We start from the raw sequence: 16,822 nt of genomic DNA on the forward strand, positions 1-16,822 counted from the left end.
CGCGCCTGCCACGCCTCCCGCATGCGCGGCGCGCCTTCGGTTGCCAACGGGGCGGGCGCATGGTCTTGATGCACCATGCGTATTCTATTTCTTGGCGATGTCATGGGGCGCGCGGGGCGCGCCGCGATCACCGAAAGGCTGCCTGGCATCAGGGCGGCGTGGAAACTCGATTTCGTCGTGGTCAACGGCGAGAATGCCACCCACGGTGTCGGCCTGTCCGCGGACCATGCGAAGGGGATCTTCGAGGCGGGGGCCGATTGCGTCACGCTCGGTGACCATGCCTTCGACCAGTCCGACATGCTCCGCTACGTCGATCAGGAGCCGCGGATCATCCGCCCGATCAACTACGCGAAGACGGCGCCCGGCGTCGGCGCGCGGGTCTTCACCGCCGCCGGCGGCAAGAAGGTGCTGGTGGCGCAGGTGCTGGGGCAGGTCTTCATGAAGCGGCCGTTCGACGACCCCTTCTCCGCCCTCGATGCGGTCCTGTCGAAGCATCCGCGCGGCGGGATGGTGCAGGCCTCCCTCATCGACATCCACGCCGAGGCCACGAGCGAGAAGATGGGCGTAGCCCATTTCTGCGACGGTCGGGCCAGCATCGTCGTCGGGACGCACACCCACGTTCCGACCGCCGATGCGCGGATCCTGCCCGGCGGCACCGCGGCCCTGTCGGATGCGGGAATGTGCGGCGATTACAACAGCGTCATCGGCATGAAGAAGGACGAGCCTATGCGGCGCTTCATCTCCGGCATGTCCAAGGGCCGATTCGAGCCCGCGGCGGGGGAGGCGACCCTCTCCGGCCTCTACGTCGAAACGGACGACCGCACGGGCGCCGCGACGCGGGTCGAGATGGTGCGGCAGGGCGGCCTCCTGCCGCCGGCCGGTCCATGACGCGTCCGCCAGGCCCGGGCGCCCGGAGGCGCGGGTGATCGCCGATCTCCTTTCGGGTCCGGGGGAGGCGATCCTCTCGGGCGTGATCGTCGCGTCGATGTTCGTGATGTTCCTGCGGGAACGCTTCCCGGCCGAGGTCGTGGCGCTGGGCGGCGCCGCGGCGATGCTGCTGACCGGCATCGTGCCCTACGAGACGGCGCGGGAAACGCTGGCGAACCCCGCGCCCTGGACGATCCTTCTGATGTTCATGGTGATGGGCGGCCTCGTACGCACCGGCTCGCTGGAGGCGCTGACCCAGCTCGCGGAGCGGCAGGTGGATGCGCGACCCATCGTGACGCTGGCCGGGCTCATCGTCTGCGTCGCGCTCGGCAGCGCCTTCATGAACAACACCCCCGTCGTCGTGGTGATGATCCCCGTTTTCGTCCAGGTCGCCCACCGCCTCGGCGTCGCGCCGTCCAAGCTCCTGATCCCGCTGTCCTATGCCGCCATCCTCGGCGGCACGATAACGCTCATCGGCACCTCGACGAACCTCCTCGTGGACGGCGTCGCGCGGCAGCGTGGAATGGAGCCGTTCAGCATCTTCGAGATCGCGCCCCTCGGCCTCGTCCAGCTCGCGCTCGGTCTGCTCTACATTGCCCTCGTCGGGCGGCGGATCCTGCCCGAGCGGACGTCCCTCGGTGGCACCCTCGCGAACCGGCGGAAGATGCGCTACTTCACCGAGGTCGCCCTGCCGGAGGGCAGCCCCCTCATCGGCAAGCATGCGGTCGAGGTGGAAGCGTTCCGCCGCGAGGGCGTGCGCCTCGTGGACGTGCTGCGCGGCGATGCCTCCCTCCGCCGGGACATGGCCGCCGTCATCCTGGAGGTCGGCGACCGCGTCGTTCTCAGGACCGAGATGGCGGAGCTTCTCTCGCTCCAGGAAAACAAGCAGCTCCGGGCGCTGGACAAGCTCTCCTCGACCGAGACGCAGACGGTCGAGGTGCTGATACAGCCCGGTGCGCGGATGGTCGGCCGGTCGCTCGGCGCCATGCGTCTCAGGCGCCGATACGGCGTCTATCCCCTCGCGGTCCACCGGCGGAGCCAGAACATCGGCCGGAAGCTGGACGATGTCGTGGTCCGCGTCGGCGACACGCTCCTGCTCGAAGGGGCGCCGGCGGATATCGAGCGGCTCGCCGCGGACATGGACCTCGTGGACGTCTCCCGGCCGACCGAACGCGCGTTCCGCCGCGGTCACTGGCCGATCGCGGTCGGGGCACTTTCAGGCGTCGTGCTCCTGGCCGCCCTCGGGGTCGCGCCGATCCTGGTCCTCGCCTTAGGTGCGGTCGCGCTGATCCTGCTGGCGCGCTGCGTCGATGCCGAGGAGGCCTTCTCCTTCGTGGACGGACGCCTCCTTGCCCTCATCTTCGCGATGCTCGTCGTCGGGGCGGGGCTCGAGGCCTCGGGCGCGGTGGCGTATCTCGTTGAGGGAATCGAGCCCTGGCTGACCGGATTGCCGCCGATGGCGGTGGTCTTCGCGGTCTACGTCATCACGTCGATCCTGACCGAGACGATCTCGAACAACGCGGTTGCCGTCATCGTCACGCCCATCGCCATCGAGCTGGCGCTCGCGCTCGGTTTCGACCCGCGTCCCCTCGTGGTGGCGGTCATGTTCGCCGCGTCTTCCGCCTTTTCGACACCCATCGGCTACCAGACCAACATGATGGTCTACGGCCCCGGCGGTTATCGCTTCGCGGACTTCCTCAAGGTCGGTATCCCGCTCAACCTGTTGCTGGCCTGCTCGGCGAGCGTTCTCATCCCGCTGATCTGGCAGATGTGAGGGCGGGCGCAGCGCGATATTGCCCATACGGCCACTCGCCGGTATAGGACGCTCTCGCACAAACTTCTCTCATCGGCACGAGTTCGGGAGGCATCCATGGCCGGCCATTCCAAATGGGCCAACATCCAGCACCGCAAGGGTCGTCAGGACGCCGCGCGGTCCAAGCTGTTCTCCAAGCTCTCCAAGGAGATCACCGTCGCCGCGAAGATGGGCGATCCCGATCCCGAGAAGAACCCCCGTCTGCGCCTTGCGGTGAAGGAAGCCAAGTCGAACTCCGTCCCCAAGGACGTGATCGACCGCGCGATCAACAAGGCGACCGGCGGCGACGGCGACGATTACGAGGAAATCCGCTACGAGGGCTACGGCCCCGGCGGCGTTGCCGTGATCGTCGAGGCGATGACCGACAACCGCAACCGCACCGCCTCCACCGTGCGCTCCACCTTCGGCAAGCATGGCGGAAACCTCGGTGAGACGGGCTCCGTGTCCTTCATGTTCGAGCGCAAGGGCGAGATCGTCTACACCGCGGCCGCCGGCGACGAGGACACGGTGATGATGGCCGCGATCGAGGCCGGCGCAGAGGATGTCGAGCATTCCGAGGAGGGGCATGTGATCTACTGCGCCGATACGGATCTCAACGACGTCTCGTCCAAGCTGGAAGAAGAGCTGGGCGAGAGCGAGTCGACCAAGCTCGTCTGGAAGCCGACCACGACCACCGAGCTCGACCTCGATGGTGCCACCAAGCTCATGAAGCTGATCGACGTGCTCGAGGATGACGACGACGTCCAGCGCGTCACGGCGAATTTCGAGGTGTCGGACGAGGTTATGGCGCAGCTCTGAAGGATCACGGCGGCGGGCTACGGCCCGCCATCGCGCCGCTATCCCGCCTCGGGACTGTCCTCCAGACCGCCTTGCTGTCGCAGACGCCCATGGCCATGCCGGGGCTCGCCGCCCGAACCACGCGAGGCGCCCGGAACCGGATGACAGGTTCTGACGAGGGGTGATCCTGCATGACTGCCGCGCTCCAGGGCTTCGCGATCGGCCTGTCGCTCATCCTGGCGATCGGGGCGCAGAATGCGTTCGTCCTCCGGCAGGGCCTGCGGCGCGCGCATGTCTTCTCGGTGGTCGCGGTCTGTGCGCTGTCGGACGCGGCCCTGATCGCGGCGGGCGTCGCCGGCTTTGCCGCCATACTGGAGCTCGCGCCCTGGTTCGCCACCGTGGCGCGGCTCGGCGGGGCGGCCTTCCTCATCGTCTACGGCGCGCTCTCGCTCCGATCCGCCCTTCGCGGCACCGAGGCGCTGGAGGCGGCCGAGGAGGGGACGGGCTCGCGCATGCGCGCGATCGGCGTCTGCCTCGCGCTGACCTGGCTCAACCCGCATGTCTACCTCGACACGGTGGTGCTCCTCGGTTCGGTCAGCGCGCGGTTCGAGGGGCAGCGGCTCGAATTCGCGCTCGGGGCGATGTCCGCCTCGCTCTTCTTCTTCACATCGCTCGGCTACGGCGCACGGCTCCTCGCGCCGCTCTTCGCGAGGCCCTCCGCGTGGCGCGTGCTCGACCTGCTCGTCGCGGCGGTGATGTGGCTCATCGCGGCGGGGCTTCTTTTCGGCCACTGAGCAAGGCTGGACCCTTGGATGCGGCGCGATTAAGAGGGGCGCATGACAGGGCAGCAGATCGCATTTCGGCGAATTATCGGCCCGGCGCGCTGATCCAGCCGCCGGGACCCGTTCGGCGCGTCCCCCGAGGCGCGCCTCTCTTCGCCCTACCTTCGCCCGACAGATCCGAGGACGCCGCCCGATGTGCGCCGAGACCACGACCCCCGAGACCGACTTCAAATCCACGCTGAACCTGCCGCAGACGGAGTTTCCGATGCGCGCCGGCCTGCCGAAGCGGGAGCCGGAATGGCTCGATCGCTGGACGCGGCTCGACGTCTATCATCGTCTCCGGTCGAGCGCCGCGGGGCGCGAGCCCTTCATCCTGCATGACGGCCCGCCCTATGCGAATGGCCATCTGCATATCGGTCACGCCCTGAACAAGATCCTGAAGGACATGATCGTCCGGTCGCAGCAGATGATGGGCCGCGATGCGCGCTACGTTCCGGGCTGGGACTGCCACGGCCTGCCGATCGAGTGGAAGATCGAGGAGGCCTACCGCGCCAAGGGCAAGAGCAAGGACGAGGTGCCGGTCCTGGACCTCCGCCGCGAATGCCGCTCCTTCGCGGAAGGCTGGATCGACATCCAGCGGGGCGAGTTCAAACGCCTCGGCATCACCGGCAACTGGGACGCGCCTTACCTCACGATGGACTTCCATGCCGAGGCGGTGATCGCGGCGGAGTTCCAGAAGTTCCTGATGAACGGAACGCTCTACCAGGGCTCCAAGCCCGTGATGTGGTCCCCGGTGGAGAAGACCGCCCTGGCCGAGGCCGAGGTCGAGTACCACGAGCGGACGAGCCCGGCGATCTGGGTCGCCTTCCCGATCTGGTACTTCGCCGACGCGGACGGCTCCTTCCGGGAACTGGTCGAGACGGGCGCCATCACCGGTGAGAACCCGGTGGATGCGCTCACCGATCTCGCGGCGGAGTTCCAGCAGGCCTCCGTCGTGATCTGGACCACGACGCCCTGGACCATCCCGCAGAACCGCGCCGTCTGCTACGGCCCCGACATCGCCTACGGCCTCTACGAGGTCACCGAGGCGCCGGAGGGCAACTGGATCGAGACCGGGCGGCGGGTGATGCTCGCCGACGATCTGGCGGAGGCCACCTTCGCCGCCGCCAAGGTGACGGGCTGGAAGAAGGTCCGGGACATCACCCCCGCCATGCTGCGCAGCATCTCCCTCGGCCACCCCTTGTGCAACGTCGAGGAGGCAGGCGGCGAGTGGCATTTCGACGTGCCGCTCCTGCCGGCGGATCACGTCACCTCCGATGCCGGCACGGGCTTTGTCCACACGGCGCCGAGCCACGGGGACGACGATTACCAGGTCGGCCTGAAACACGGTCTGCAGATGACCTACAACGTGATGGAGGACGGCTCCTTCCGCGAGGACCTGCCGCTCTTCGGTGGCGAGCTGATCGTGAAGCCGAACGGCAAGGAGGGCGGCGCGAACGAGGCCGTCATCAAGCGCCTCGCCGCCGAGGGGCGGATGGTCGCGCGGGCAAAGCTCACCCACTCCTACCCGCATAGCTGGCGTTCCAAGGCGCCGTTGATCTTCCGCAACACGGCGCAATGGTTCGCCGCCATCGACCGCCCTGTCGGCGACGGGCTCGACGAGTTCGGGCGGACGATCCGCGAGCGGGCTCTGACCTCGATCGACGAGCTGGTGACGTGGACCCCGAAGACGGGCCGCAACCGTCTCCACTCGATGATCTCCTCCCGGCCGGACTGGGTGTTGTCGCGCCAGCGCGCCTGGGGCGTGCCGCTGACCTGCTTCGTCAAGGTGGGCGCCAAGCCCGACGATCCGGACTTCCTGCTGCGCGATGCCGGCGTGAACGCACGCGTCGTCGAGGCGTTCGAGGCCGAGGGCGCCGATGCATGGTACGAGGAGGGCGCCAAGGCGAGGTTCATCGCGGATGCGGCGAACCCGGACGAGTACGAGCAGGTGTTCGACATTCTCGACGTCTGGTTCGACAGCGGCTCGACCCACTCCTTCGTCCTGCGCGATCGCGACGACGGCAGCCCCGACGGGATTGCGGATGTCTATCTCGAGGGCACGGACCAGCATCGCGGCTGGTTCCACTCCTCCCTCCTGCAGGCCTGCGGCACAAAGGGCCGGGCGCCCTATCGCGCCGTCGTCACCCATGGCTTCACGCTGGACGAGAAGGGCATGAAGATGTCCAAGTCGCTCGGCAATACCATCCTGCCCGAGCAGGTGGTGAACCAGTACGGCGCCGATATCCTGCGTCTCTGGGTGTCACAGTCGGACTACACGGCGGACCAGCGCATCGGGCCCGAGATCCTGAAGGGCACGGCGGACGCCTACCGCCGCCTGCGCAATACCCTGCGCTTCGTTCTGGGCTCGCTGCCCGAGGATGTGCCGACGCTTCCCGAGGACATCTCCGAACTGCCGGATCTCGAACGCTTCGTTCTTCACCGGCTTCAGGAGACGGACCGGGACGTTCGCGCGGCCTATGCCGCCTACGATTTCCAGCGCGCGTGGCGGAGCGTCTTCGAGCTCTGCACCCTCGACCTCTCCTCGTTCTACTTCGACGTGCGCAAGGACGCGCTCTACTGCGATGCGCCGTCCTCCGAGCGGCGCCGGGCATGCGAGGCGGTCCTCGGCGCGATCTACGACCGCGTCGTGACCTGGCTCGCGCCGATCCTGACCTTCACCATGGAGGAGGCCTGGCTGGAGCGGCATCCGGGCGAGGACAGCTCCGTGCACCTCGTCGACATGCCGGACACGCCGGAAGCCTGGCAGGACGAAACCCTCGCGGCCCATATCCGCAAGCTGCGCGCCGCGCGCCGCACGGTGACGGGCGCGCTGGAGATCGCCCGCCGGGACAAGGAGATCGGCGCCTCGCTGGAAGCGGCCCCCATCGTCCACCTGAGCGAGGAGTACGCGTCCGAGGTAACGGATCCCGAGCTCTTCGCGGATTACTGCATCACCTCGGACGTGCGCCTGACCACTGATCCCGCGCCGCAGGATGCGTTCCGCTCCGAGGACGTGCCGGGCGTGGGCGTCGAGGTGGTGCGGGCTGACGGCGCGAAATGCGGTCGGTGCTGGAAGGTGCTGCCCGATGTCGGCGGGCACGCCCATGCGGGCGTCTGCGGCCGGTGCGATGCCGCCCTGACCGAGCTCGGGGTTTGAGCAATACGGACGATGCGGCCATTGCGGCGGAGCTGCGCCGGCTGGCGCGGGAGCGGGGGGCGGACAAGACGTTCTGCCCCTCTGAGGTCGCCCGCGCCATGGCGTCCGACTGGCGCCCCCTGATGGAGGACGTGCGCCGGGTGGCGGGCGATCTCGCGGCGAGGGGTGAACTCAGGGCGACGCAGAAGGGCGTCCCTGCAGATCCCGTATCCGCGACCGGCCCGATCCGGCTCGCGCGCGCCGACTAGCGCGGGGCCGGGGAGGGGGCGCTGCCCCCGCCTGCCGCGGCAGGCTCCCCCGGGGTATTTCCTAGAAAGATGAACGGGCCGGCGTCAGTCAGGCGCGGCGTTCGGGAACGATCTGCTGCACGATCCCGACGAGGATCAGGTAGACCGACGTCGCGACCAGCCCCCAGGACGCCCAGCTTCCGGGGGTGAAGTCCAGCCAGGCCGCCCATGCGCCGAACGCTGTCCACGCGAGCGCGACGGGCAGTGACACCGCCCGCCAGCGCTTCGTCCGCACCGGGTGGATGAACTTGAGATTGGTGAACATCGCCGCTGTGAGCGCGATGACGAGCACCAGAATCACCCAGAAGTTCGGCTCCACCGCGAAGATCACGAGGACCATCATGTTCCAGCAGCCAGGGAAGCCGGCAAAGGAATTGTCCGTCGTCTTCATCCGCGTGTCGGCGAAATAGACCACCGATCCGAAGGTGATCACGATGATCGCGAGCCACCCGGTCCAGCCCGGCAGGAGGCCGGACATGAAGAGCGCGTAGGCGGGGATGAAGACGTAGGTCAGGTAGTCGATGATCAGGTCGAGCAGCACACCGTCATATTGCGGTGCGTTGGTCTTCACGTCGTATTTCCGCGCGAGCGGGCCGTCGATGCCGTCCACCGCGAAGGCGACGACGAGCCATGTCCACATGGTGGACCAGTCCCCCACGGTCGCGGCGAGCATCGCGAGCATGGCGAAGACCGCGCCGGTGGCGGTGAGAAGGTGGACGCTGAGGGCGGCGCGGGCGGCTGATGTCATCCCGTCGTCATGGAGGAAAGCTGGGCGCTGTGCAAACCACAATGGCAGCCACCTGGCTCCCACTCGCGGGAGCCTCAGTCCCTGCGGCCCTGCGGGTGGGCGGCGTCATACACCTCCATCAGGCGGGCGGTGTCCACGGCGGTATAGGCCTGCGTGGTCGACAGGGAGGCATGGCCGAGCAGCATCTGGATCGCCCGCAGATCGCCGCCGGCGGAAAGCAGGTGGGTCGCGAAACTGTGCCGCAAGGCGTGCGGCGTCGCGGTGGCGGGCAGGCCGAGCGCGGCGCGGGTCCGGGCCATGGCGCCCGACAGGATCCGGGGATTGAGCGGGCCGCCGCGGGCCCCGCGAAAGAGGTAGTCCGCCGCCCGGAGCGGGAAGGGTTGGAGGCGGCGATAGGCTTCGACCGCGTCCCGGGCAGCGGGCAGGACGGGAACGACCCGCTCCTTGCCGCCCTTTCCGCGGATGCGCAGCGTCTCGCCCAGAGGCGCCTCGGCGGCAACGAGGGAGAGCGCCTCCGAGATCCGCAGGCCGCAGCCGTAGAGAAGGGTGACGACGGCGATGTCCCGCGCGGCGATCCACGGCTCCGCGGCGTCGTCACCGATGGCGGACAGCATGGTCTTCGCGGCCTCCTCCTCGAGCGGGCGGGGCAGGCGGCGGCGATGGGCCGGGGCGCGGGCGGAGAGGATGGCGGTCAGGTCCAGCCCCTCCCGCTCCGCCAGCCAGCCGGCGAAGCTCTTGACCGAGGAGAGGGCGCGGGCGCGGCTTCGGGCGCCGGTCCCGCGCTCCCTCTCATGGGCCATGAAGGCGCGAATGTCGGCGGTGCGCAGCGCCGCGAGATCCGCCGGGCCCGGAGCACCACCCAGATGCCCGGCGAGGAAACCGAGGAACTGCGTCACGTCCCTGCGATACGCGGTGACGGTATGGGCGGCCGCGCCGCGGGAGGCCGAGAGATGGTCCAGCCAGCGGACGAGGGCGTCCGCCAGTGCGGGGGAGAGGGCGTGGTGTGTCAGCCCAGCCAGCGGCGCATCTGCCGCTCGAAGACGCTGGCAAGAAAGCCGAGGAGATCCGTCCCCTGGCTCGGCTTGAACTGGTGCGGGTCCTCCGCGCCGAGGGCGAGCATGCCCGGCAGGCGGCCGGGGCCGAGATCGAGCCGCAGCAGCGCCTCGGAATTGATCCACTCCGCCGTGCCGCCATAGAGCCGCGTTCCCTCCTCGGGACGGGCCTGGCGCAAGGTGACGGGACGGACGGGGGCGGAGCCGCGCCCGGAGGCGTAGCTTTCGATGAAACCGGGCGGCACCACGGTCAGCACGTCGTCGAGGCGCTGGATCGCGGCGTCGCCCTCCTCGGACGCGCTTTCGAGAACGAGGCGGACGGCGTCCACCCGGAGGGTCGCCGCGACCTCCCCGCCGAGAGCGGCGAGGAAGCCTTCGAAATCGGCCGGGGCGAGCAGGGCCAGAACGGCGCGGTGGATCTGGTTGGTGCCGCTGAGATTCTCGTAGGCCGCGGCGATGACCGACCGGTGGGTGTCCTCCAGCCGGTCGAGCCGCGCCTCGAGCCGCTCCATCGCGATGCCGCGCAGATCCACGATGTTGTGGCCCATGCTCTTCTCGTTGGCGGCGATGAGGGCGCGCATGATGTCGCGATCCTCGAGGATCACGTCCGGCGCGTCGATGATCCGGTCGCGCAGATCCCCCAGATTGACCGCAGGGTCCGTCATGCTGTCACCCATCTCGTCCATCGCTTCAACTCCGCCCGTCAAGAGGCCGACAGGTCAGAGAATTTTCTGGCCGGTCTTTTCCCAGTCGGCGAGGAACGTGTCCAGCCCCTTGGTCGTCAGCGGGTGCTCGGCGAGCTTCTTGATCACCTCGGGTGGCATCGTCGCCACATCGGCGCCGATCCGCGCAGCCTCGGTGACGTGGTTCACCGTGCGGATGGAGGCGGCGAGGATCTGGGTCTCGAAGCCGTAATTGTCGTAGATCGTCCGGATGTCGGAGATCAATTCCATGCCGTCGAGGTTGATGTCGTCGAGGCGGCCGATGAAGGGGGAGATGAAGGTCGCGCCGGCCTTCGCCGCGAGGAGGGCCTGGTTGGCGGAGAAGCACAGCGTGACGTTGACCATGCGGCCCTCGCCCGACAGCACCTTGCAGGTCTTCAGGCCATCGAGGGTCAGCGGAACCTTGATCGCGATGTTGTCGCCGATCTTGGCCAGTTCGCGGCCCTCGGCCAGCATGGTCTCGTGGTCGGTGGCGACGGTCTCGGCGGAGACGGGGCCTTCGACGAAGCCCGCGATCTCGGTCACGACTTCCTTGAAGTCCCGGCCGGATTTCATGATCAGCGAGGGGTTCGTGGTCACGCCGTCGAGCAGGCCTGCATCGTTCAGCTCGCGGATCGCGTCGACGTCGGCGGTGTCGGCGAAGAATTTCATCTCGGGTACTCCTGTCGTATCGGCGACACGCCGTCGGCGCCGCCGTTTCCCGTCTGGAGGTAGCGCAAACGCCGGGGCATAAAAACCCCCGGCGGCGTCCGCAGGCGGTTGCGGTCCGGCCTCTCGGGGCGCATTTTCGCCGTTCCCATCCCCCATGCGGCCGGAGGGCGATCCGCCTTGCGCTCCCACGACGACGACCAGCGGCACTTCCCGGCCGGCGCTCCGGTGTCGGTGTTGACGACCCAGCCCCTGGGACGCCCGCTCGACTATCTCGCGCCGGATGGCGGCTGCACCCTCGGGGCGTTCGTCGCCGTGCCGCTCGGGCCGCGCCAGGTGATGGGTCTGGTCTGGGGGCCGGGGACGGGGGAGGTCGATCGCGCCCGGCTGCGCCCTGTCTCCGGGCGCCTCGAGGCGGAGCCGATGCGGACCGAGCTGCGCGAGTTCATCGCCCGCGCCGCGGATTACACGCTGACACCGCTGCCCTCGATGCTCCGGCTTGCCACCCGTGCGCCGGGCCTCGGCGAGGGCGAGGCGCTCAAGCGCGTCTATGTCCGGGGCGAGGGCGAGCCGGACCGGATGACCGAGGCCCGCGGCCGCGTTCTGGATGTGCTGGACGAATATGGCGGGCTGCCCTTCGCCCTCGGAGAACTCGCACAGCTTGCGGGGTGCGGCACGAGCGTCGTGAAGGGGCTCGTGAAGCAGGGCGTCGTCGCCGAGGTGGAGACGCCGCGGGACGGGCCATTCCCAACGCTCGATCCAGGCCGGCCGGGAGTGGAGCTGAGCGCGGAGCAGGCGGCGGCATCCGGGATACTGCGCAAGGGGGTGGCCTCGGGGCAGTACGGGACGACCCTCCTGAAGGGTGTCACCGGGTCCGGCAAGACGGAGGTCTATCTCGAGGCAGTGGCCGAATGTCTGGAGCGGGGGCGACAGGCGCTCGTCCTTCTCCCGGAGATCGCGCTGACGGGCGCGTTCCTCTCCCGCGTCGAGGCGCGGTTCGGAGCGAAGCCGGCGGAGTGGCATTCGGGCGTGACGCAGACCGAGCGGCGCCGCGTCTGGCGGATGGTCGCCGCGAACGGGGCCTCGCTGGTGGTCGGGGCGCGCTCGGCGCTCTTCCTGCCGTTCCATGACCTGGGGCTCATCGTCGTCGACGAGGAGCATGACGGATCCTACAAGCAGGAAGACGGCGTGCTGTACAATGCGCGGGACATGGCGGTGCTCCGCGCCTCGCTGAACGGTGCGCGCGTGATCCTCGCCTCGGCGACGCCGTCGCTTGAGACCTGGGCGAACGCAGAGGCGGGAAAGTACGACCGGCTCGACCTTGCCGCCCGTCACGGCGAGGCGCGGATGCCGCGGCTGGACGCGATCGACATGCGCGCCGAGGCGATGGAGGCCTCCAGCTGGATCTCTCCGTCCCTCAAGGGCGCCGTCGCCGCGCGGCTGGAGAAGGGAGAGCAGTCGCTCCTCTTCCTCAACCGCCGGGGCTATGCGCCGGTGACCGTCTGCCGGGCCTGCGGGCATCAGATCGGGTGCGATCAGTGTGACGCGAAGATGGTGGAGCACAGGTTCCAGAAGCGTCTCGTCTGCCATCAATGCGGGGAGACGAAGCCGATCCCGCCGGCCTGTCCCGCCTGCGAGGTCGAGGGCAAGCTCGCTCCGGTCGGTCCCGGCGTCGAGCGGCTGGCGGAGGAAGCCGCGGCAGAGTGGCCCGAGGCGCGGATCGCCGTCCTCTCCTCCGACCTCTTCGGGTCGGCGCGCGCGCTGAAGTCCCGCGTGGCGGACATCGCGGAGGGCGGGGCGGATATCGTCATCGGCACGCAACTCGTCGCGAAGGGGCACAACTTTCCGCTCCTGACCCTCGTCGGCGTCATCGACACCGATCTGGGGCTGCAGGGGTCGGACCTGCGCGCGGCGGAGCACACGTTCCAGCAGGTGCGTCAGGTCGCCGGGCGCGCCGGGCGGGTGGCTGGCCGCGAGGGCGCCGCGCTCCTGCAGACGTGGCAGCCGGAGCACCCGGTGATCCGGGCGATCCTGTCGGGCGACGAGGAGGGGTTCTGGAAGGCGGAGGCGGAGGAGCGGCGTGCCGCCGGCATGCCGCCCTACGGCCGGATGGCGGGGATCGTGCTGTCCTCCCCCGATGTCGCGTCGGTGTTCGACCTCGGGGCGGCGATGGCGCGGCAGGACGGGCCGATCAGGAAGATCGGGGCGCAGGTCTTCGGGCCGGCGCCCGCGCCGATCGCGCGGATCAGGGGGCGGCACCGGGTTCGCCTTCTGGTTAAGGCGGCGAAGGGCGCGCCGCTCCAGCCGGCCGTGGCGGAGTGGGTGGCGCAGTTCCGCCTGCCGGCGAACCTGCGCCTCGCGGTCGATATCGATCCGCAGAGCTTCTTCTGACGCGGCAGTGAGCCGGGCGGCGGCTGTAAATCAGCCCGGGGCGCCTTATATCCGGTGCCAAGGCCCTCAGGAGGATAGTCCCCGATGTTTCTCTTCCAGCGCAAGAAGATGGAGATGGTCAGCGAAGCCGATGCGCTTCCCGGCCGCGATACCCCGATCACCGACCCCGGCACCCACACCGTCCTCGGCACGAAGATGGCGCACGAGGTCCCGGAGGGGCTCGAGCAGGCGATGTTCGGCATGGGCTGTTTCTGGGGCGTCGAGCGCATCTTCTGGAAACTGCCGGGCGTGCACTCGACCATGGTCGGTTACGCCGGGGGCTACACGCCGAACCCGACCTACGAGGAGGTCTGCACGGGCATGACGGGCCATAACGAGGTGGTCCGAGTGGTCTACGATCCGGCCGTGATCAGCTACGAGCAGCTTCTGAAGACGTTCTGGGAAGGTCACGATCCGACGCAAGGGATGCGGCAGGGCAATGACGCGGGCACGCAGTACCGCTCCGGCATCTACACCTTCAACGAGGCGCAGGCCGAGGCGGCTAGGCGCCTGCGGAAGGCCTACAGCGAGGAGCTGGTGCAGAAGGGGTATGACGGGATCACCACGGAGATCGTCCCGGCGCCGACCTTCTACTTCGCGGAGGAGTATCACCAGCAGTACCTGGACAAGAACCCCGGCGGCTATTGCGGCATCGGCGGCACCGGAGTGACCTGCCCGGTGGGCACCGGCGTCGGCGTGTCGTGAGGGCGTAAGTAACCCTGCAAAACGAGATGAGGCGCGTGCCGACCCCTTCGCGCCTCACTCGCCGACGGACCGGCTCAGTGAGGGTCCGTGGCGATGTCGTTCTCGGCGGTTTCGGGAAACCACTGCGCTCGGGATTTCAACAGGAGCAGGTGACGAGCCAGCGCTTCCATCGGCGCATCGCCCGGAAATCTGGCGAAGGCTCGGCCGGCATCCTCTGCCAGCTGGTTCAGGCGATCGACTTGGGTCATCGGCCGCTCCTGTCGGCTAAGGGCTCCTTGATCGACAAGCGGTCGCGCGCGCCGATGTTCCCCGAAACTGGCAGCGAGACTTTAAGAAACTGTGACTAAAAGAGGCCGCCCTGCCGGGGCGCCGCTTCGGGTACGGGGGCCGGAAGCCCCAGATGCAACCATGCGCCCTGTGTCAGCATGCGTCCGCGGGGGGTACGCTGGATGAGCCCCTGTTGCAGCAGATACGGCTCGATCACTTCTTCGAGCGCGTCGCGGCTCTCGCTCAGGGCCGCCGACATCGTCTCGATTCCAACCGGCCCGCCCTCGTAATGCTCGGCGATGAGCTTCAGGTAGCGCCGGTCCGCCCCGTCGAGGCCGCGCGCATCGACGCCGAGGCGGGTGAGGGCGCGATCCGCGAGCGCGCGGGTGATGGTCCCGTCCCCTTCGACCAGCGCGAAATCGGACACGCGGCGCAGCAGTCGCCCGGCGATCCGGGGCGTGCCGCGGGCGCGCCGGGCGATCTCCCGCACGCCGTCCGGATCGGCGCCCATCCCGGACAGGCGCGCCCCGCGGGTGACGATGCTCGCGAGTTCGTCCTCGGTGTAGAAGTCGAGGCGCACCGGGATTCCGAAACGGTCCCGCAGCGGGGTCGTCAGAAGGCCGAGCCGCGTCGTCGCGCCGACGAGGGTGAACGGCTGGAGCTCGATCCGCACCGTCCTGGCCGCCGGCCCCTCGCCGATCACGAGGTCGAGCTCGAAATCCTCGAGCGCCGGGTAGAGCACTTCCTCGACCACCGGGTTCAGGCGGTGAATCTCGTCGATGAAGAGCACGTCCCGCGCCTCGAGATTGGTCAGGATCGCGGCGAGGTCGCCGGGCCGCGCAAGGACGGGCCCGGAGGTCATGCGGAAGCCGACGCCGAGCTCCTTCGAGACGATTTGGGCCAGTGTCGTCTTGCCGAGACCCGGAGGGCCGTGGAAGAGGACGTGGTCCATGGCCTTCCCGCGCCGCCGCGCGCTCTCGACGAAGACGCGCAGGTTTGCCCGTGCCTCCGCCTGGCCGGTGAAGTCGTCCAGCGCTTGCGGGCGCAGGGCCGGGCCGTCGTCTTCGAGCGGCTCCGGGCGCAGGATCGGGTCGGGGTCGTCCGTCACGGGATCATTCCTTCGGCGCAAGCCGCTTCAGCGCGGACCGGATCAGACCGGCGGCCCCGGCCTCGGGATCGTCTCCCGCGGCGCTCGCCACCGCCCCGGCCGCTTCGCTCCGCCCATAGCCCAGATTGACGAGGGCCGACAGGGCATCCGCCTCGGACGCCCCGCGAGAGGCCGGCGCCGGCTCTGCCGCAGGGGCGGGGACGGGTCCTGCAGGCGCGGGCTGCACCGGCGCGGGCGCCTCGCTCTCCAGAAGGCCCCCCATCGCCATGACATGCCCCACCTTGTCCTTCAGCTCGTTCACCACCCGCTGAGCGATCTTGGGGCCGATCCCCGGCGCGGCTTTCACCATGGCCCAGTCCCCCGTGGCGATGGCCCGGCCGAGCGCTTCGGCGCCCACGGTCCCCAGGATCGCGAGCGAGGCCTTCGCGCCGATGCCGGAGACGGAGATCAGCTGCCGGTGCCATTCGCGCTCCAGCAGGGTTGGAAAGCCGTAGAGCGTGAGCGCGTCTTCCCGAACGGCAAGCTCCGTCCAGAGAGCCGCGGCCTCGCCGACCACGAGCCCCGCCAGCACCCGCTCGGGGCAATAGACGACATAGCCGAGGCCGCCTACGTCGATCATCACGTGGTCGAGGCCCTTGTGCACAACCCGGCCGGCGACGCGCCCGATCATGCGCGGGCCATCGCGGCTGCGAGCTTTCCGCCCGTTTGCAGGTGGTGCGCATGACAGACGGCAATCGCGAGGGCGTCGGCCGCATCGGCGCCGGCCAGCTCGATGCCGGGGAACTGCAGGCGGACCATGTGGTCGATCTGGGCCTTCGCCGCGCGGCCGGTGCCGACCATCGCCTTCTTGACGGCGGAGGGCGCATATTCACCGACGTCGAGCCCCGCCTGCGCCGGGACCAGCATCGCGATCCCGCGGGCCTGGCCGAGCTTCAGCGTCCCTGCGCCGTCGCGGTTGACCACCGTCATTTCCACCGCAGCCGCGTCAGGCGCGTGCTCCCTGAGCGCGGCGGTCAGTCCCGAATGCAGCGCGCAGAGCCTGACGGCCAGAGGCACCCCCGGCTGTGTGCGGCAGATGCCGTTTGCGACATGAACGAGTCGGCTGCCCACCTGCTCGATCACGCCCCATCCCAGGGCGGTCAGCCCCGGATCGATCCCGATGACCCGCATATGTCTCTGCCTCTTTTATTATCACGTTTTGTTTCCTTCTAGCACGAAGCGCGAACATCGGCCAGCGCGCAGCTCGGCATGTGCGGTCTGAAAACGACGCTTCGTGGCGATGCTGCGGCGCAGCGAGACGAATGCGACATCCGAGGTGTCGTTCCCGGTCCGCATGGCCCCTCAAGGGCCGTCACCG

16 protein-coding genes are annotated in these 16,822 nt (G+C 69.1%); 8 read left to right on the forward strand and 8 right to left on the reverse strand.

The window, feature by feature from the left end:
* Positions 1 to 75: 75 nt before the first annotated feature.
* The 6 genes from RM543_RS11250 to RM543_RS11275 all read left to right on the forward strand — a co-directional run bounded on the left by RM543_RS11250 (position 76) and on the right by RM543_RS11275 (position 7,746).
* Positions 76 to 888 (forward strand): TIGR00282 family metallophosphoesterase, encoded by an 813-nt coding sequence (locus RM543_RS11250; RefSeq protein ID WP_311691660.1) that lies wholly within the window; start codon positions 76 to 78, stop codon positions 886 to 888.
* Positions 889 to 922: 34 nt separating this feature from the next.
* Complete coding sequence (locus RM543_RS11255) at positions 923 to 2,701, forward strand: SLC13 family permease (RefSeq protein ID WP_311691662.1); 1,779 nt, start codon at positions 923 to 925, stop codon at positions 2,699 to 2,701.
* A 96-nt stretch (positions 2,702 to 2,797) separates the two neighbouring features.
* The gene (locus RM543_RS11260) at positions 2,798 to 3,538 is read left to right on the forward strand and encodes a YebC/PmpR family DNA-binding transcriptional regulator (protein ID WP_116084513.1); all 741 of its coding nucleotides are present in this window, start codon (positions 2,798 to 2,800) and stop codon (positions 3,536 to 3,538) included.
* Positions 3,539 to 3,708: 170 nt separating this feature from the next.
* Positions 3,709 to 4,311, forward strand: a complete 603-nt coding sequence (locus tag RM543_RS11265; protein WP_311691664.1) for a LysE/ArgO family amino acid transporter — start codon at positions 3,709 to 3,711, stop codon at positions 4,309 to 4,311.
* 181 nt (positions 4,312 to 4,492) lie between these two features.
* Positions 4,493 to 7,498 (forward strand): isoleucine--tRNA ligase, encoded by a 3,006-nt coding sequence (ileS, locus tag RM543_RS11270; RefSeq protein WP_311691665.1) that lies wholly within the window; start codon positions 4,493 to 4,495, stop codon positions 7,496 to 7,498.
* Positions 7,495 to 7,746 (forward strand): DUF3253 domain-containing protein, encoded by a 252-nt coding sequence (locus tag RM543_RS11275; protein WP_311691666.1) that lies wholly within the window; start codon positions 7,495 to 7,497, stop codon positions 7,744 to 7,746. The genes ileS and RM543_RS11275 overlap by 4 nt, the downstream gene beginning before the upstream one ends.
* Before the next feature lie 88 nt (positions 7,747 to 7,834).
* On the opposite strand, the gene RM543_RS11280 is transcribed toward RM543_RS11275, so the two are convergent.
* The 4 genes from RM543_RS11280 to fsa form a co-directional block, all read right to left on the reverse strand.
* Positions 7,835 to 8,533: a CDP-alcohol phosphatidyltransferase family protein gene (locus tag RM543_RS11280; RefSeq protein WP_311691667.1), complete on the reverse strand. Its 699-nt coding sequence runs from the start codon at positions 8,531 to 8,533 to the stop codon at positions 7,835 to 7,837.
* A gap of 74 nt (positions 8,534 to 8,607) precedes the next feature.
* Positions 8,608 to 9,543, reverse strand: coding sequence for a tyrosine recombinase XerC (locus tag RM543_RS11285; RefSeq protein WP_311693340.1), 936 nt, complete (start codon positions 9,541 to 9,543; stop codon positions 8,608 to 8,610).
* Positions 9,540 to 10,271, reverse strand: a complete 732-nt coding sequence (locus RM543_RS11290) for a DUF484 family protein (protein WP_311691668.1) — start codon at positions 10,269 to 10,271, stop codon at positions 9,540 to 9,542. Before RM543_RS11290 ends, RM543_RS11285 begins: the two co-directional genes overlap by 4 nt.
* Positions 10,272 to 10,304: 33 nt before the next feature.
* A complete protein-coding gene (gene fsa / locus RM543_RS11295; RefSeq protein ID WP_311691669.1) occupies positions 10,305 to 10,958 on the reverse strand; it encodes a fructose-6-phosphate aldolase in 654 nt (217 codons plus the stop codon).
* Positions 10,959 to 11,135: 177 nt separating this feature from the next.
* Between fsa and RM543_RS11300 the strand changes: the two genes are divergently transcribed.
* Positions 11,136 to 13,346: a primosomal protein N' gene (locus RM543_RS11300; protein ID WP_311691671.1), complete on the forward strand. Its 2,211-nt coding sequence runs from the start codon at positions 11,136 to 11,138 to the stop codon at positions 13,344 to 13,346.
* Between the two features lie 84 nt (positions 13,347 to 13,430).
* Complete coding sequence (msrA, locus tag RM543_RS11305) at positions 13,431 to 14,090, forward strand: peptide-methionine (S)-S-oxide reductase MsrA (protein ID WP_311691673.1); 660 nt, start codon at positions 13,431 to 13,433, stop codon at positions 14,088 to 14,090.
* A gap of 74 nt (positions 14,091 to 14,164) precedes the next feature.
* Here msrA and RM543_RS11310 read toward each other — a convergent pair whose 3' ends face one another.
* From RM543_RS11310 to ruvC, 4 genes are all read right to left on the reverse strand, one after another.
* Positions 14,165 to 14,338 carry a hypothetical protein gene (locus RM543_RS11310; RefSeq protein ID WP_311691675.1) on the reverse strand — a complete coding sequence of 58 codons (174 nt, stop codon included), beginning with the start codon at positions 14,336 to 14,338 and terminating at the stop codon, positions 14,165 to 14,167.
* Positions 14,339 to 14,433: 95 nt separating this feature from the next.
* Positions 14,434 to 15,465: a Holliday junction branch migration DNA helicase RuvB gene (gene ruvB / locus RM543_RS11315; RefSeq protein WP_311691677.1), complete on the reverse strand. Its 1,032-nt coding sequence runs from the start codon at positions 15,463 to 15,465 to the stop codon at positions 14,434 to 14,436.
* 4 nt (positions 15,466 to 15,469) lie between these two features.
* Positions 15,470 to 16,135 carry a Holliday junction branch migration protein RuvA gene (ruvA, locus tag RM543_RS11320; protein ID WP_311691678.1) on the reverse strand — a complete coding sequence of 222 codons (666 nt, stop codon included), beginning with the start codon at positions 16,133 to 16,135 and terminating at the stop codon, positions 15,470 to 15,472.
* Complete coding sequence (ruvC, locus tag RM543_RS11325) at positions 16,132 to 16,635, reverse strand: crossover junction endodeoxyribonuclease RuvC (RefSeq protein WP_116084497.1); 504 nt, start codon at positions 16,633 to 16,635, stop codon at positions 16,132 to 16,134. The genes ruvA and ruvC overlap by 4 nt, the downstream gene beginning before the upstream one ends.
* Between the last annotated feature and the right edge of the window lie 187 nt (positions 16,636 to 16,822).

The organism is Tropicimonas omnivorans (genome assembly GCF_031846565.1).
Classification (GTDB): Bacteria; Pseudomonadota; Alphaproteobacteria; order Rhodobacterales; family Rhodobacteraceae; genus Tropicimonas_B; species Tropicimonas_B omnivorans.

What these genes read in the sequence shown, in the direction of transcription:
- RM543_RS11260 (WP_116084513.1), top strand. Translation starts at nt 2,798, where the DNA reads ATGGCCGGCCATTCCAAATGGGCCAACATCCAGCACCGCAAGGGTCGT.
- RM543_RS11265 (WP_311691664.1), top strand. Translation starts at nt 3,709, where the DNA reads ATGACTGCCGCGCTCCAGGGCTTCGCGATCGGCCTGTCGCTCATCCTG.
- ruvC (WP_116084497.1), bottom strand. Translation starts at nt 16,635, where the DNA reads ATGCGGGTCATCGGGATCGATCCGGGGCTGACCGCCCTGGGATGGGGC.
- ruvA (WP_311691678.1), bottom strand. Translation starts at nt 16,135, where the DNA reads ATGATCGGGCGCGTCGCCGGCCGGGTTGTGCACAAGGGCCTCGACCAC.
- fsa (WP_311691669.1), bottom strand. Translation starts at nt 10,958, where the DNA reads ATGAAATTCTTCGCCGACACCGCCGACGTCGACGCGATCCGCGAGCTG.
- RM543_RS11310 (WP_311691675.1), bottom strand. Translation starts at nt 14,338, where the DNA reads ATGACCCAAGTCGATCGCCTGAACCAGCTGGCAGAGGATGCCGGCCGA.
- ileS (WP_311691665.1), top strand. Translation starts at nt 4,493, where the DNA reads ATGTGCGCCGAGACCACGACCCCCGAGACCGACTTCAAATCCACGCTG.
- msrA (WP_311691673.1), top strand. Translation starts at nt 13,431, where the DNA reads ATGTTTCTCTTCCAGCGCAAGAAGATGGAGATGGTCAGCGAAGCCGAT.
- RM543_RS11250 (WP_311691660.1), top strand. Translation starts at nt 76, where the DNA reads ATGCGTATTCTATTTCTTGGCGATGTCATGGGGCGCGCGGGGCGCGCC.
- RM543_RS11290 (WP_311691668.1), bottom strand. Translation starts at nt 10,271, where the DNA reads ATGGACGAGATGGGTGACAGCATGACGGACCCTGCGGTCAATCTGGGG.
- RM543_RS11280 (WP_311691667.1), bottom strand. Translation starts at nt 8,533, where the DNA reads ATGACATCAGCCGCCCGCGCCGCCCTCAGCGTCCACCTTCTCACCGCC.